The following is a 15,557-nucleotide window of genomic DNA, read 5'->3' as shown; positions in this document are numbered from 1 at the left end:
TGACAGAAATTCTGTCAGTAAATTAAGAAAGAAAAAAGTAATGACAGAAAAAATTGGACTCTTTACAGGAACTTTTGACCCACTGACAAATGGTCATTTAGACGTTATCAAACGTGCCAGTCAACATTTTGATCAACTTTATGTTGGAATTTTTAAAAATGACCAAAAAAATCCACTTTTTCCAACTGATAAACGAGTGGAAATGCTAGAAGAAGCACTGACAAGCCTGTCAGTAACTCATAAAGTCAAAGTCATCAAACACGAACGTGATTTGACAGTGAATATTGCTAAAAAACTTGGCGTGACAGCTCTGGTTCGTTCTTTGCGTAATAGCCAAGATTTAGAATATGAAAAAAATATGTTCTATTTTAATATGGAGATGACAGGCATTGAAACCATCTTTTTCTTAGCAAAACCAGAACTTGAACCATTAAATTCCACACGGATGCGAGAATTACATGCCTTTGGTCAAGATGTCAGTGCTTGGGTTCCAGAAAATGTGAGTCGTGAATTAAGGAAATTAGATGAAAAAAAATAAAAAAATTAATCCCAAATTAAAATGGGGAATCTCGATTGGTCTAATTGTTGTTGCCCTTTTAGCTTTATTTTATCCAACAAGTTACTATGTGGAAATGCCCGGAACAACCGAGCCTTTAGGAAAAATGGTCAAAGTTGAAGGCAAAAAAGATGAACATAAAGGTGATTTTTTCCTGACGACTGTCCAAATTGCACGAGCAAATCTTGCTACAATGATTTACAGCCATTTTAATAGTTTTACAAGCATTTACAGTGAGCAAGAAATGACTGGTGGACTTAACGACGCACAGTTCAACCGTGTCAACCAGTTTTACATGGAAACGGCACAGAATACAGCGATTTATCAAGCTTTTAAATTAGCTAATAAACCTTATGAACTTAAATATGAAGGCGTTTATGTCCTTGATATTGCCAAAAATTCGACCTTTAAAAATAAGCTAGAACTTGCAGATACGATTACAGCAGTCAATGGTCAACAGTTTACATCAAGTGCCGACATGATTGCTTATGTTTCCAAACAAAAAGTCGGTGATACAGTAAAGATTGAATACACGAGAATTGACGGCACAAAGCGCAAGTCAACTGGCAAATACATCAAAATTGCTAATGGAAAAACAGGAATTGGGATCAGCCTAGTTGACCATACTGAAGTCGTGACGACTCCAAAAGTTACTGTCAACGCGGGTTCAATCGGTGGTCCCTCTGCGGGGATGATGTTTACACTAGAAATTTACAGTCAGTTGACAGGAAAAGATTTGCGAAACGGTCGCGAAATTGCTGGAACTGGGACGATTGAACATGACGGAAGCATTGGCCAAATCGGCGGTGTTGATAAAAAAGTAGCCACAGCGAGCAAAGAAGGGGCAAAGGTCTTCTTAGTGCCTGACTCAGGCACCAAAAAGGAAAGTAGCAACAATTACCTTGGAGCCAAAGCCGCAGCTAAAAAACTAAAAACGAAGATGAAAATCGTTCCCGTCAAAACTATTCAGGACGCTTTAGATTATTTAGAAAAATAAAAACTACTGACAGCTTTTCTGTCAGTAGTTTTTTCATCTAGTTTACAAGCTAAAAGCAAAGTTGTATAATAATTTCAAATAATTTAATAAATTTGGAATATATGACAAAGGGAAAATGAAATGGAAAAAAATTTAAAAATCGGAAAAATCATTGCTTTTATCAAAGAAACGAAGCATCTAAAATTAAAAGAAATGACTGGTGGTTCTTTTTCAGAATCTCAGCTCGCAAAATTTGAAAAAGGAGAAACAGAGATTACGGTGGGTAAACTATTTACCGTTTTAGAAAACTCAAATGTCTATTTAGATGAATTTCAAAACCTTTATAACTACTATGAACAATCAGATGAATACAAATTTCGTCACAAGTTGGCGGTTGCTTATGCGCAAAAAAACATCGAGAAAATCATAGAAATTCATAATTTTTGGAAAGAAAAATCTCAACAAAATCCTGAAAATAAATACTATAAAATTAATGAAACAGTAGTTAAAACCAACTTAGTAATGGTTCAAAATGCAGAGGATATCAAAAAAGATACTGACCTTTTGATGAACTACCTTGAATCTGTCAGTGAATGGGGACGCTATGAACTGTGGGTTTTTGGCAATTGTCTTCGACATTTTGATGATAATGCACTAAAGTATTACGGAATGCAAATTTTAGGAAAATCAAATTATTATCATTCAATTCATCTCAATCAACAGATCGTAATAAGAACATTTTTAAATCTCATTGATACTTGGTTACGTCGAGAAAACTTAATACAAGCTTTTAAATATATCAACCATTTAAAAGAAATAGGAATAAGTATCAATTTTTTCTATGAAAAAATTCTCTTTGAATATCACAAAGCTCATTATAAGGTATTGCAAAAACAAAACGGAGCGATAGAAGAAATGAAAAAACACGCGCAAACTCTTGCAGATTATGGTTTCCCACTAGAAGCAAAGGTCCTTTTTGAAGAAATTGAAAAATTATAGGGCTTTGGCATATATTCCAAAAGAAAATTTCCACCCAATTTTATATGTTAAGATACAGATAATAAAAATTATCTGTATTTTTTTATAGATTGGAGAAGTAAGATGATTAATTACCTAAAAAATCCACTGTTCCTGACTTGGATGCTTACCAACAAATGTAATTTAAGGTGTAAATTTTGTTATTTGGAAGATTATCAAGGAAAAGAGTTGGAGCTTGATGAAATAAATCAGGTCCTAGATATTATACAAGATAAAGAATTTACCCCTGTTTCTCTATTGGGCGGTGAACCGACAGAATGTGAGTACTTTGAACATATTATTATTCAACTAGAAAAATTGAGAATTTCATACTCATTTTCAACTAATGGTCAAAAACTATTTAGAAATGAAGAGTTAATTAGAATACTTTCTAAATCTCAGTATTTAAAAGAGGTTCAAATTTCTTTAGAGTCTCCCCAAAAGTTAATCAATGACGCAGTCAGAGGGAAAGGAACATTTGAAAGTGCAATAAAAAGTGTAGCACTATTAGTAAAAGAGAATGTTCCTACACGGCTTGCTATGGTCGTGACAAAAGAAAATAATTCTACCATTCAACAAATGATTGATATGTGTGCCACATTAGGGTGTAGAGAATTGCGATTAATGCCATTTATGCCCATGGGAACGGGATTATTAGAAAAAGAACGCCTATTCATGGATTATGAAGCTTTAGTTCGAGCATGCTCAGATTTAAAAATACCAGATAATCTAATTGTCACAACATATCTAAAAGAAGAAAACACTGCTGAAACTTTAGGTTGTGGTGCTGGAACAGCTGCCTGCGTTATAAATAGTGACTTGACACTTTCAGCCTGTCCTGTAGTATCTCAAAACCAAAAATCTATCGAAAAATTAGGTAACGATGGTTCAAGTTTTGATTACATATGGGGAACAAGTTCGATTTTTAATATATGGAGAGCGGGAAAATATCGAAAATCAACCTCGTGTAACTTATGTCCGCTATTTAAGGAATGTGGGGGTTACCAATGACTCAATTTTTCAATGGTCAGAAAATTTTATTCATAAATAGAATACTTTTTGATGATGCATTTATAACGGTTGTAGAGGTTATATTTTTCAGTGTGTATTTAAAGCTTTCTTTTTCAGATTTTTCAAGTATTATGGGCTTATGTTTGTTAATTTCGTTGTTAGTTCAGATTCCAACAGGTTACTTATCCGATAAGTTCGATAGGAAATTAATGTTAGTATTAGGAAATGGTGCGGAAATTGTGTGTCTTATAACTTTACTTTTTCTTCCTAGTTTGATAAAAGGCTCTTTATTTATTCCAGTTTTAATTATAGAAATTATAAGAACAGGCATGTTGGCTTTAGCGAGTGGTAATTTTGAAGTGTTAATATTTAATATGTTTAAGAGAGAAGGAAAAACTGAAAAAGATTTTATGGAGAAATCCGCCTCATATTTTTCCATAGGAGCGATTATAGCAGCAATTTCTGGATTTGTTTCCACGGTTCTATTTTCCTATCTAGTGATTTTGCCACTTATATTGGATTTATCGATAAAAATCATCAAATTATTATCTGCTATTTTCATGTGTTCTGAAGCGAGACATAAAGAAATGACAAAAATAAAAATGAAAGTAAAGTCCTTAAATCATAAATTGTTATTTCTCTTGTTCTCGCTTGCCCTTTTGTTTTGTATTTCAAGGGGGACATTTTCTTTATACCAACCAGTTATGACTTCATTAGGTATTCCTCTTTATTATTATGGCTTACTTATTATGATAGTGAACCTGTCGATATTCGTTATTTTGAGAGTTTTGAAAAAGAAAGTATCGCTGTTCAAACTTTCAACATTACTCCTTGTTTCTTTTGCGGTTCTTACTTTTCAAGGAGTATTGGTAATTGAACATTTTATACCAGGAAATCTTTTTCGTTTTTTGATTGTAGCGATAATATTTTCAAGTATGCAGATTATCAGACTATTTTCAGAAGGGCTCTCCTCGTATTTTATCAACACCGCGATTAAGGATAGAGACGATAAAACAACTATTTTTTCTCTTTATTCTACAATGGCCCAGCTTTTACTATCTGCTTCTTTCTTCCTGATGGGTGTTGTTCAAGGGGGAGTTGATAACTATTTGATTACCTATTTATATATTAGTGCAATTTTTGTCCTAATTATTATGGCTTTAGGTATCTTTGGAAAGGGGAAAAAATATGTTTAGAGATGACGAACTTTTTTTACCAATTAAGGTGTATATATATTTAACTAATCATTGTCATTACGAATGTGATTACTGCTTCCTTAAAGAAATGAAGATGTTAAATACAAAGGAGATCTCAAAAGAAGATTTAGAAAAAATAGCTTATTATTTAGAAAAATATAAAGTACCATTAGTTGCTATTTGTGGGGGAGATCCAATTCTCCACCCAAAACTTATTGATTTTGTCCAATTACTATCAGAACATAACAATTATCCAACTATAGCGACTAATGCAGTTGACGTATCCTATGAGTATTTATATCAGTTAAAATCATCAGGAATTCGATATTTACAGATAGGCATTGATAGTTTGCGATATTCAAAATTGGATAATTACAAAGAAAACGGGCATCTTAGAAAAGTTGAAAAAACTGTGAAATATTTAAAAGAATTGGGGATATTATATGGTTTTGCAACTTGTGTCACTCGAAAAAATATTGGAGAGCTTAGTAAAATTGCGAGTTATGCTAAAGAAACAGGAGCCGAACTGTTGAAACTTTCAACTTATTATGGAGAAAATCAAGTATATAAATTAACAGAAATTCAAAAAGAAGAGTTAAAAATCTTTGTAAGACAATATAATACTGATGGGATTTATGTACGCTACTCGCCTGTTCAAGAAACATTAAATTATGTATCGGAATATCCCTCCCTGACAATATATGCAAACGGGGATTTAGCAATTGAAGAAACAGGAGATGTTATTGGAAATATTTCCACTTCTGAACCAGCTGTAGAATATAAAAAATATATATTAGAAAAATGGAGAACAAATAAATGAAGTATAAATTAAACCCATTATTTACGCTCAGAAAAACAGATAAAGCAGTCTTCAATTTCTCAAGGGCGGAATTAACACAATTCAACGATACAGGTTTTGATATTTTATTGGCAGTTCTTGAACAAGAAAGTGATAGAGAGTGGACAGATGATGAAGATGAATTTCTGAAAGAGTTAATCAAGGAGAAAATCGTTGAAGAATCTTGAAGAGCTTATTCAACTAAGAAAATCAAATAAATTTCATAATATTGGTGTAAATGTTGAAAGTGTAATAGAAGTAGTAAAAAAATCCTACTATAATTTTGAGAAACATAGCGTTCCTTCTGCCGGAGCTATATATGGTTTGAAAGTTTTACTTTTTTATAAGAACAATAAAAAAATATTTAACTCTAAAGGGGAGATAAGTACAGAGAAATTCGAGATAAATCAAATTAAAAAAACTTGTTTTTATGATGATAAATATTTTTCTTCAAGTTCAATTCTTATTGCTGTGACATATGATTACGATAAATATTTTGGTAAATATGGTAATTGTGGGATAAGGTATGCTTCAATCGAATGTGGTGCTTTTCTGCAAAATTTTCAACTACTACTTTCAGAAAAAGAGATATACGGTTGTCCATTAGGCTTCGTAGATAATGATGCTCTGTTGGGAATAGAAGAACCCCATTAGCATGCATGAACTCGACTTCTATCGCTAATTAATTATTGATTTTTATAGAAATATAAATCAGTGGAGTGAAAAGAGCCTATATCGAAATTGATTTATACCTTTTGATAGTTGTATAAGCTATAAAAACGCTCTGACGAATTCATCAGAGCGTTTTAATTATTTTAATCAATAGATTATTAGTATTGGTCTAACAACAACTGTTTAATCACATCAATACGAGGTTGACGTACCATTGCGACTTCCTGCTTTAGCAGGTTAGCGAGCATGGATATCGTTCGGTTCCAAATACTATAATCAATATATTAATATTGGTCTAACAAGAGTTGTTTAATCTCATCAATTCTTGGTTGACGAGGATTAGCAGGAGTACATTGATCATCATAAACAAGGTCAGCCAATTTATCAAGTTCACGTTCAAGGTGAGCTTTATCGACACCATTTCCTGAAAGGGTGATGTTAATATCAATGCTATCAGTCAATTTTTTAAGTTCAGCAACCAGAGCTTGCACAGCTTTTTCATCTGAATCATCTTTACCAGCAAATCCCATAAAGCGTGAAATTTCAGCGTAGTCCTCTTGAGCACGATATGTTTCATAACGTGGGTAAGGGGTACGTTTAACGTTTCCTGTTACAGCGTTAAATTTAATGACATGTGGCATAGCGATGGCAATGGCAAGACCATGAGGAAGTCCAAATTCACCACCAATTTTATGAGCAAGTGAGTGGTTAATTCCAAGGAAAGCATTAGCGAAGGCCATACCAGCGAGTGTTGCAGCATTGTGCATGTTTTCGCGGGCTTTTTGTCCTTCTTTAGTTGGATGCGCTGGGTCATAATGATAAGACTCAGTCAAGTTTTCAAAGATAAGTTTGATAGCTTGAAGTGAAATTGGTTTTGTATAGTCAGAAGACATAACAGAAACGTAAGATTCAAGCGCGTGTGACATCGCATCAATACCAGACCAAGAAACAGTACGTTTTGGTACAGTCATAACAAACTCAGGGTCAACAATGGCAACTTGTGGTGTTAATTGATAGTCAGCAAGTGGGTACTTAACATGAGTTTCATCGTCAGTGATAACTGCAAATGGAGTCACTTCAGAACCAGTACCAGAAGTAGTAGGAATTGCAACCATTTGTGCTTTATGTGGATGGTAGAATTTAATAATACGTTTACGAATATCGACAAATTTTTGAGCTAATTCTTGGAAAAGTTCTTTCAAACTTGCATCATCAGAAAGGTCAGCTTCACCACGAGCATCATATTCATAAATCAAACGACCAATCTTACCAGCATCGAGAGCAGAACCACCACCAAGACAGATGACAGTATCAGGTTCAAATTGTTTCATTTGACGAGCGATTGCAATTGCTTCGCTCAAAGTTGGGTCAGGTTGAACAGAGCCATAAATGCTTGTTTCAACTTGAGTTGGGCGGATAGCAAGTTGTTCCAAAACTTTATCAACGAAACCAAATTTAACCATACCAGGGTCAGCAACGATGAAAGCTTTGTGGACGTGTGGCAATTCTTGTAAGTAAGAAATTGCATTTTTTTCGTAGTAAATTTCTTTTGGCAAACGAACCCATTGTGGGCGATTACGACGTTTAGCCACTGTTTTAACATTCAATAGATCGTATGTACTCAAATTGTGTGAAAGTGAATTTTTCCCCCATGAACCAGTTCCAAGTGTAAGTGATGGACGCATTGCATCAGTATAGATATCTCCGACCCCACCAATAGAATCTGGTTGGTTAACGAGGATGCGAGAAGCTTCAACTTTTTCGCCATATTCTTTAACGAATGGATCATCCATTGCACCGATTTGAATTGCAGCATTATGTCCAGCACCTTGATAAGCAAGTAAGCTACGTACAATCTCAATTCCTTCTTCACGTGTTTCAGCTTTGTAGATTGAAAGCAAAGGAGAAAGTTTTTCAGAAGAAAGTGCTTCACCAATATTTTTCTTATCAAGTTCAAAAAGAAGGACATCTTTATCTTTAGGAACTTTGACGCCAGCTTGTTCAGCAATCCATTGACCAGAACGACCGGCAACAGGACCAGTTACTCCAAAACCTTCACCAGCACGTTCAACAAAAACGAAACTTTCAATAGCTTTGTAGTCTTTTTTAGGAACCATATAAGCGCCTTGTTCTTGCATTTTAGCAATAAATTCATCATAAACTGAAGCATCAATAACAGCTGAATTTTCAGTGGCACAAATCATCCCATTATCAAAACGTTTTGAAAGCAAAAGATCTTCAACAGCACGTTCGATATTTGCAGTAGCATCGACATAAACAGCACCATTACCAGCTCCAACACCGAGTGAAGGGTTACCAGATTTGAGTGCGGCGTTTACCATTCCTGGGCCACCAGTTGCAAGGATTGTTGCAAGTCCACGGTTTTGAATCAAGGCGGTAGTCATGTCAAGGCTTGGTACTTCAATCCATTGAATAAAGTCTTCCGGTGCACCAGCTTCAATTGCAGCATCGTAAACAATTTTTGCTGCATGGCTTGAACATTTTTGAGCTTGAGGGTGGAAAGCGAAAACAATAGCATTACGTGTTTTTGCAGTCAATAAAGATTTAAAGATTGCTGTTGATGTTGGATTAGTTGTTGGAACGATACCAGCAAGTACACCGAGAGGGCTTGCGATTTCAACAGATCCAGCAACCTTGTTTTCAGAAATGACACCAACAGTTTTGTCATTTTTAATTGCGTTATAAACAGATTCAGAAGCAAAGTGGTTTTTTGTATCTTTGTCTTCGACAACACCACGACCAGTTTCGTTAACGGCTTCATGAGCGAGTTCTAGAGAATGTTTGCTTGCTGCAAGAGCCATTGCAGCGACAATAGTATCGACTTGAGTTTGTGTATATCCTTCAAATTTAAGAACAGCAGCTTGTGCTTTTTTGACTAATTTGTCAGTATAAGCAACAGCTTCTTGGAATTTTGCGGCTTTTTCTTCAGCGCTTAAAACTTTCTTTGCAGCTGGAGCGGCTTTTTTAGTTGCCATATTTGTAGGTTCTCCTTTGTGATTTCATTCACTTTCTTTTACGTGAATAGTTTAACAAAGTTTTTTGTAGATGTCAAGCAATATTGTGATAGTTTTTACAAAAACACTCATAAAAAGTTTAGAAAACGGTTTATAACAAGCTTTACTGAAGAAAAAAAGATTGCTAATTATTTGAGAGGAATTAGCAATCTTTTTTAGTTTATCAGACAAACTTTGTGAAAAAATAAATTTTTATAGTGGTAAAACACAAGTGATTTCAGGAGCGTAAAAATCTTTTTGTTCCAAAGTTAAAGTACCGGTTTTTTTATCTCGCAAGAAAAGAGATAAATTATCAGATTCTTGATGAGCGACAATGATATAATCTTCAGTTTTGTTGAAATTAAAATCGCGAGGGATATGACCTTCAGTATTTGTCCAACCAATAGTTTCAAGTTTTGTACCAAGAGGACTTACTTTGTAAGTTGTTAAAGAATCATGTCCACGATTAGAAGTATAGAGGAATTTACCGTCAGATGAAATACGGATGGCAGCAACACCATTTGCTCCATGATAGTCTTCAGGTAGGGTGCTAATTGTTTGAAGACGAGCAAAGCGTCCTTTTTCTTCATTGTAACTTAAAACTTCAATTGTTGAATTTAACTCTCCAACCAAATAAGCGATTTTACCATTTGGATGGAAAGTAATATGACGAGCACCCATTCCTTTTTCTGCCCGATAAATTGTAGCAATATTGAGTTTACCTTCACCAATGACATCATAAACAGTGACTTCATCTGTTCCCAAATCACAGGTGACAAGTCGTCCGTCAGGAGTCAAATCAGAATAATGAACGTGTGAGCTAGCTTGTTCAGGACGTGGTCCAGAACCAGTATGTTTAACTGTATCCGTTAATCGGAGTGAGCCATTAGCTTGAATCTTATAAACACGAACTTCTCCAAGATGATAGTTCGCTCCGTAAACTAATTGGCGCGCTTCGTCCACGGCAACATAGCAGAGTGGAGCTCCCGTGGTTGTGACATTTCCGAGATGAGTGGCAGTTTCGCCATCAAAATCAAAGGCGGCGATTCCTCCACCATTACTATCTGCTGCACAAGTATAGAGGTGTCCCTTTTCATCGAGAGTGATATAAGTAGGGTTTTGAACCGCAGCGACTTCATTTAATGATGATAATTCAGCAGCTTTAGTGTCCAAAAGAACACTGTATACGCCTTTAGATACACGTTTTGTATAGCCGCCTAAAAGGATTTTTTCTTTCATATTTCTCTCCTCACAAACTAATTTATTTACTATAATTATTTTATCACAAAAAAAGCGGTTTCAGCAAAAATATTAATTTTTTTCTTAGAAAAAAATTTAAAAACTTACTCTTTTAGTGATTATAGAGCCTAAATTAACAATTAAATTTGTCAGACAATAGGAGTGGCTAGAAAAATAGATTTACTGAACAATAGAAGCATGAATAGATACTTGCAAAAATAGGTCAAACAATGTATAATGATAGAGTTGCTATGCAACCATCTCGCATTTCGTCTCGACAAAGTCGTAGTGTACGCAAGTATTGCGGCTGCGGATGACAGATGAAAGAGGAAAAACTATTTTAAAAGGAGACATTAACATGTCAGTTATTTCAATGAAACAACTTCTTGAAGCTGGTGTTCACTTCGGTCACCAAACTCGTCGTTGGAACCCAAAAATGAAACCATACATCTTCACAGAACGTAATGGTATCCACGTTATCGACCTTCAAAAAACTGTAAAACTTGTTGACGATGCTTACAACTATGTAAAAAACGCTTCACAAGAAGGTGCAGTAGTTCTTTTTGTTGGTACTAAAAAACAAGCTGCAGAAGCAGTTAAAGAAGAAGCTCTCCGCGCTGGTCAATACTACGTAAACCACCGTTGGTTGGGTGGTATGCTCACTAACTGGAACACTATCCAAACACGTGTGACACGCCTTAAAGAAATCAACAAAATGGAAGAAGAAGGAACTTTCGAAGTTTTACCTAAGAAAGAAGTAGTTCTTCTTAACAAAGAACGCGAACGCCTTGAAAAATTCATCGGTGGTATCGCTGATATGCCTCGTATTCCAGATGTTATGTACATCGTTGACCCACATGCTGAACAAATCGCAGTTAAAGAAGCTAAAACTTTGGGAATCCCAGTTGTAGCAATGGTTGACACAAACGCAGATCCAGAACCAATCGACGTAGTTATTCCTGCAAATGATGATGCTATCCGTGCTGTTAAATTGATTACAGCTAAAATGGCAGACGCTATCATTGAAGGACGTCAAGGTGAAGATGCAGCGGAAGATTTCGTAGCAGAAGAAGCAGCTTCAGAAGAATCACTTGAAGAACTTGCTGAAATCGTTGAAGGTAAATAATTTTAACTTCAACTTATACTAATTAAGTAACTACAACAGGCGAGGCCTTACGCCTCGCCTGTTTTTTTAAATAAAACTACTGTCAATACTGACAGAAAAAAACACATAGGAGATTTACAAAATGGCAGTAACAGCAGCTCAAGTAAAAGAATTACGTGAAAAAACTGGTGCAGGAATCATGGACGCTAAACGCGCTCTTGTTGAAACTGACGGAAATATGGAAGCGGCAGCAGAACTTCTTCGTGAAAAAGGGATTGCAAAAGCAGCTAAAAAAGCTGATCGTGTAGCCGCTGAAGGACTTACAGGAATTGCTGTAAACGGAAATGTTGCAGCGATTGTTGAATTGAACTCAGAAACAGACTTCGTAGCTAAAAATGATCAATTTGTTGCCTTGGTTAAAGAAACAGCAGAACTTATTGCGTCTAAAAAACCAGCAACTAACGAAGAAGCATTGGCACTTGAAACAGCTTCAGGTATTACTCTTGAAGCAGAACTTGTTCAAGCGACTGCTACAATCGGAGAAAAAATTACTTTCCGTCGTTTTGCAGTAATTGAAAAAACTGATGCTCAACACTTTGGAGCTTACCAACATAATGGTGGTAAAATTGGGGTTGTTTCTGTCGTTGAAGGTGCAGATGAAACACTTGCTAAACAACTATCAATGCATATCGCTGCAATGAACCCTACTGTTCTTTCAGCTGATGAACTTGATTCAGAATTTGTTAAAGCTGAATTAGCACAAATGAACCACAAAATTGATGAAGACAACGCTAGCCGTGTACTTGTTAACAAACCAGAACTTCCACACCATGAATTTGGTTCTAAGAGCCAATTAACAGAAGAAGTTCTTGCAGCAGCGAAAGCTTCATTTGAAGAAGAACTTAAAGCTGAAGGAAAACCAGAAAAAATCTGGGACAAAATTCTTCCAGGTAAAATGGCTAAATTCATCGTTGACAATACAAAAGTTGACCAACAATTTGCTCTTCTTGCACAACTTTACATCATGGATGACAGCAAAACAGTCGAAGCTTTCCTTGAATCAAAAGGAGCTAAAGCAATTGCATTCACACGTTTTGAAGTTGGTGAAGGAATTGAAAAAGCTGAAACAGACTTTGCAGCAGAAGTTGAAGCAGCAAAAGCAGGACTTTAATTTAATTAAAAAGCAGCCTCTAGAGGTTGCTTTTTTTATTTTGAAAATAAAAAACGACTTTTCGGTTAGAAAACTAAGAAAATAGTGTATTTCTTTGACGCAATATGCTATAATTATATTTGAGATTTTCTATCTATTTAAAATCTATCTAACCTAAGTAATTAAACTATTTTTAAGTAATTAAATCATTTTATGGAGTAAAGCATGTCAAGTACTGTCATTATCCTCATTGTTGTCTTATTAGTTATCCTCGTAGCCTTTTATGCTTTTGCGATATTAATGCGAAAGAAAACAGAAGACCGTATCCTAGCCTTAGAAGAGCGAAAGGAATCGCTTTTCGATTTACCTGTTCAAGAAGAAATTGATTCTGTTAAAAAAATGCATCTCGTCGGACAATCGCAAACAATTTTCCGTGAATGGAACCAAAAATGGCTTGACTTATCATCAAACTCTTTTGCTGATTTGGAAGAACATATTTTTGAAGCTGAACAATTAAACGACTCATTCCATTTTTTCCGTGCTCGTGAATCTGTAGCGGATAGTGAGGCACAAATTGAATTAATGGAAGGCGATGTCGAAGGAATTCGTCAAGGTGTTGCTCAACTTGTTGAACAAGAAAAGCGTAATTCAAATAAAATTCAAGAATCCCTTGATTTATATGATAACTTACGTAGCGATATTGCTGACAATGCAGATTTGTATGGAACAGTTATTACTGAACTTGAAAAACATTTAGCCAATATCGAAACAGAATTTTCTCAGTTTGTAACGCTAAACTCAACAGGTGATCCGATTGAAGCGGCTGAAGTTTTGGAGACTGCTGAAGAACATACGATTGCTTTACGTGCAATTACAGAGCAAATTCCATCATTTATTAAAACAATTGAAAAAGATGTTCCTAAACGACTTGAAGAATTGCAAGAAGCGAGTGATAAATTCGTTGCAGAAGAATACATTCTTCCCGATAATGTCAACATTAAAGAAAGAATGGATGATTTACATGATCATCTCGTTGAAAGTAGTTCATTATTAGAACAATTTGAACTAGATCGAGTGGAAGCTGAACTTGGTTTAATTCAAGAAAAAGTTGAAGAACTTTATGCTATTTTTGAAAGAGAATATAGCGCACGTCGAAATGTTGAAAAACGTTCATCAGTTCTCAAAGAATATATTGAACATATTAGAGCAAATAATAAAAATCTTCTCCTTGAAATTGACCATGTTACACAAGCCTATATCCTTTCTGGAAACGAAAAAGGATATGTTAGAGGTTATCAAGAACATTTAGAATCTCTTGACTCAGATGTTGATGAAATTCTAGGAAATATTCAAGCTAAAACAATGCCTTACTCAATCCTTTCTCGTAGAGTAAATTCAGTAGTCAATGCGCTTGAAGATATTGAGAAGAACCAAATTAAGATTAGTGATACCCTTACAGGACTCAGAGATGAAGAAAGAGCAGCTCAAGAAATTGCGGAACGCTTTGATTCTGAACTCCGTACAATAAAACGTTATGTTGAAAAATGTAATCTCCCTGGTCTTCCTAAAGATTATCTCGACTTGTTCTTCACAACAGGAGATCGAGTACAAAATCTTTTCAAAGAATTAGGACGAGTTAGAATCAACATTGATACAATTAATCATCTTGTTGACGTAAGCACTGAAGATATGCATGTTTTAAAAGAAGCAACGACTAATTTGACTGACCACGCGGTATTAGCTGAACAATTGATTCAATATGCTAATCGTTATAAAGCTGCAAATGAACAAGTGGCACAAGGGATCTCAAGAGCGCTTCAATTATTTGAAAACAGCCGTGACTATGATGGTTCATTTGATGAAATTTCAAAAACGCTAGAACTTGTAGAACCAGGTGCAGCTTCTAGGATTTCAGGAGTTTATTTTAAAAATAAACCTACTCCTGATTACTTATAAAATAAAAAAGCAAGGTAAATAGCCTTGCTTTTATTTATCGGGTTATAAATTCTGAATATTCGCATAATATCGTTAGGTAAAACACGTAAAAATTATTATAATGTAATAAAAGCCATAAAAATGTCTTGGAAGGATAGATATGAAAATAGCTCATTATAATAAGATGCTCCCTGACTGTTTATTAGATATACATTCTCCACCCCTATCTTCTTACTAATAAATTAAATAAAGATAATATAATATAAAAGGAGAACTTTCCAATGACATATTACTTGGAAGAAGAGGATTTTGAAAATCTGTTTTCAGAAATGAAACCTATAGTTATGAAATTAATGAAACAAATTCGCATTAGAACATGGAAAATAGAGGATTATCTTCAAGAGGCGATGATTATTTTACATCTTCTATTAGAAGAGCAGAGCGATGGTCAAAAGCTGCATACGAAATTTAAGGTAAAGTATCATCAAAGATTAATTGATGAGCTAAGACGGAGTTATGCAAAGAAACGAAGCCATGACCATTTTATAGGTTTAGATGTTTATGAATGCTCAGACTGGATAAATTCAGGTGATACTAGTCCAGAAAATGAAGTGGTCTTCAATCATTTGCTGGCAGAAGTATATGAAGGTTTGAGCGCACATTATCAAGACTTACTACTTCGACAAATGCGAGGAGAAGAACTAACTCGCATGGAACGGTATCGCCTTCGTGAAAAAATAAAGGCCATTTTATTTTCAGAAGACGAAGAGTGAAGAGGAATTCCCTATTTTAGTAAAAATAGGGGGTTTTTTGATAAGGGAAGAAAAAAAGTAAGTTAAAAAAGAATA

14 protein-coding genes are annotated in these 15,557 nt (G+C 34.9%); 12 read left to right on the top strand and 2 right to left on the bottom strand.

Annotated features, from left to right (window positions below; translation table 11 throughout):
- Nucleotides 1-40: 40 nt before the first annotated feature.
- From coaD to LDP15_RS11770, 8 genes are all read left to right on the top strand, one after another.
- On the top strand, nt 41-538 hold the full coding sequence (gene coaD, locus LDP15_RS11805; RefSeq protein ID WP_010906348.1) for a pantetheine-phosphate adenylyltransferase: 498 nt from the start codon (nt 41-43) through the stop codon (nt 536-538).
- Nucleotides 525-1,553 carry a SepM family pheromone-processing serine protease gene (locus LDP15_RS11800; protein ID WP_015427190.1) on the top strand — a complete coding sequence of 343 codons (1,029 nt, stop codon included), beginning with the start codon at nt 525-527 and terminating at the stop codon, nt 1,551-1,553. The genes coaD and LDP15_RS11800 overlap by 14 nt, the downstream gene beginning before the upstream one ends.
- 120 nt (nt 1,554-1,673) lie before the next feature.
- Nucleotides 1,674-2,531: a transcription regulator gene (locus LDP15_RS11795; RefSeq protein ID WP_015427189.1), complete on the top strand. Its 858-nt coding sequence runs from the start codon at nt 1,674-1,676 to the stop codon at nt 2,529-2,531.
- Nucleotides 2,532-2,633: 102 nt separating this feature from the next.
- Nucleotides 2,634-3,560, top strand: a complete 927-nt coding sequence (locus tag LDP15_RS11790) for a radical SAM protein (RefSeq protein ID WP_225513541.1) — start codon at nt 2,634-2,636, stop codon at nt 3,558-3,560.
- Entirely contained in the window at nt 3,557-4,756 is a 1,200-nt protein-coding gene (locus LDP15_RS11785; RefSeq protein ID WP_225513542.1) for an MFS transporter, read from the top strand. Before LDP15_RS11790 ends, LDP15_RS11785 begins: the two co-directional genes overlap by 4 nt.
- Nucleotides 4,749-5,576, top strand: coding sequence for a radical SAM protein (locus tag LDP15_RS11780; protein WP_225513543.1), 828 nt, complete (start codon nt 4,749-4,751; stop codon nt 5,574-5,576). The genes LDP15_RS11785 and LDP15_RS11780 overlap by 8 nt, the downstream gene beginning before the upstream one ends.
- Nucleotides 5,573-5,782 (top strand): hypothetical protein, encoded by a 210-nt coding sequence (locus LDP15_RS11775; protein ID WP_003132661.1) that lies wholly within the window; start codon nt 5,573-5,575, stop codon nt 5,780-5,782. Before LDP15_RS11780 ends, LDP15_RS11775 begins: the two co-directional genes overlap by 4 nt.
- Complete coding sequence (locus tag LDP15_RS11770; protein ID WP_015427186.1) at nt 5,769-6,248, top strand: nitroreductase family protein; 480 nt, start codon at nt 5,769-5,771, stop codon at nt 6,246-6,248. The genes LDP15_RS11775 and LDP15_RS11770 overlap by 14 nt, the downstream gene beginning before the upstream one ends.
- A 302-nt stretch (nt 6,249-6,550) precedes the next feature.
- Here LDP15_RS11770 and adhE read toward each other — a convergent pair whose 3' ends face one another.
- Together adhE and LDP15_RS11760 are read right to left on the bottom strand one after the other, a co-directional pair.
- Nucleotides 6,551-9,262: a bifunctional acetaldehyde-CoA/alcohol dehydrogenase gene (gene adhE, locus LDP15_RS11765; RefSeq protein WP_015427185.1), complete on the bottom strand. Its 2,712-nt coding sequence runs from the start codon at nt 9,260-9,262 to the stop codon at nt 6,551-6,553.
- A 231-nt stretch (nt 9,263-9,493) separates the two neighbouring features.
- On the bottom strand, nt 9,494-10,519 hold the full coding sequence (locus LDP15_RS11760; protein WP_010906341.1) for a lactonase family protein: 1,026 nt from the start codon (nt 10,517-10,519) through the stop codon (nt 9,494-9,496).
- Nucleotides 10,520-10,877: 358 nt separating this feature from the next.
- On the opposite strand from LDP15_RS11760, the gene rpsB reads away from it, so the two are divergent.
- The 4 genes from rpsB to LDP15_RS11740 all read left to right on the top strand — a co-directional run bounded on the left by rpsB (nt 10,878) and on the right by LDP15_RS11740 (nt 15,482).
- On the top strand, nt 10,878-11,645 hold the full coding sequence (gene rpsB / locus LDP15_RS11755) for a 30S ribosomal protein S2 (protein WP_011836067.1): 768 nt from the start codon (nt 10,878-10,880) through the stop codon (nt 11,643-11,645).
- A 121-nt stretch (nt 11,646-11,766) separates the two neighbouring features.
- Nucleotides 11,767-12,795 (top strand): translation elongation factor Ts, encoded by a 1,029-nt coding sequence (gene tsf, locus LDP15_RS11750; RefSeq protein WP_015427183.1) that lies wholly within the window; start codon nt 11,767-11,769, stop codon nt 12,793-12,795.
- A 204-nt stretch (nt 12,796-12,999) separates the two neighbouring features.
- Nucleotides 13,000-14,730 carry a septation ring formation regulator EzrA gene (gene ezrA, locus LDP15_RS11745; protein ID WP_003132670.1) on the top strand — a complete coding sequence of 577 codons (1,731 nt, stop codon included), beginning with the start codon at nt 13,000-13,002 and terminating at the stop codon, nt 14,728-14,730.
- Between the two features lie 260 nt (nt 14,731-14,990).
- Complete coding sequence (locus tag LDP15_RS11740; RefSeq protein ID WP_225513544.1) at nt 14,991-15,482, top strand: sigma-70 family RNA polymerase sigma factor; 492 nt, start codon at nt 14,991-14,993, stop codon at nt 15,480-15,482.
- The last annotated feature ends 75 nt before the right edge of the window (nt 15,483-15,557 follow it).

This window comes from Lactococcus sp. SK2-659 (genome assembly GCF_020218185.2).
GTDB lineage: Bacteria > Bacillota > Bacilli > Lactobacillales > Streptococcaceae > Lactococcus > Lactococcus lactis.
The sequence above is the reverse complement of the archived record's forward strand: the minus strand, read 5'-3'. Positions and strand labels throughout refer to the sequence as shown.

Bases quoted from the DNA above. Each gene is read 5' to 3' on its own strand.
- coaD (WP_010906348.1), top strand. From the start codon at position 41: ATGACAGAAAAAATTGGACTCTTTACAGGAACTTTTGACCCACTGACA.
- adhE (WP_015427185.1), bottom strand. From the start codon at position 9,262: ATGGCAACTAAAAAAGCCGCTCCAGCTGCAAAGAAAGTTTTAAGCGCT.
- ezrA (WP_003132670.1), top strand. From the start codon at position 13,000: ATGTCAAGTACTGTCATTATCCTCATTGTTGTCTTATTAGTTATCCTC.
- LDP15_RS11760 (WP_010906341.1), bottom strand. From the start codon at position 10,519: ATGAAAGAAAAAATCCTTTTAGGCGGCTATACAAAACGTGTATCTAAA.
- LDP15_RS11790 (WP_225513541.1), top strand. From the start codon at position 2,634: ATGATTAATTACCTAAAAAATCCACTGTTCCTGACTTGGATGCTTACC.
- LDP15_RS11780 (WP_225513543.1), top strand. From the start codon at position 4,749: ATGTTTAGAGATGACGAACTTTTTTTACCAATTAAGGTGTATATATAT.
- LDP15_RS11800 (WP_015427190.1), top strand. From the start codon at position 525: ATGAAAAAAAATAAAAAAATTAATCCCAAATTAAAATGGGGAATCTCG.
- rpsB (WP_011836067.1), top strand. From the start codon at position 10,878: ATGTCAGTTATTTCAATGAAACAACTTCTTGAAGCTGGTGTTCACTTC.
- tsf (WP_015427183.1), top strand. From the start codon at position 11,767: ATGGCAGTAACAGCAGCTCAAGTAAAAGAATTACGTGAAAAAACTGGT.
- LDP15_RS11795 (WP_015427189.1), top strand. From the start codon at position 1,674: ATGGAAAAAAATTTAAAAATCGGAAAAATCATTGCTTTTATCAAAGAA.
- LDP15_RS11775 (WP_003132661.1), top strand. From the start codon at position 5,573: ATGAAGTATAAATTAAACCCATTATTTACGCTCAGAAAAACAGATAAA.
- LDP15_RS11740 (WP_225513544.1), top strand. From the start codon at position 14,991: ATGACATATTACTTGGAAGAAGAGGATTTTGAAAATCTGTTTTCAGAA.
- LDP15_RS11785 (WP_225513542.1), top strand. From the start codon at position 3,557: ATGACTCAATTTTTCAATGGTCAGAAAATTTTATTCATAAATAGAATA.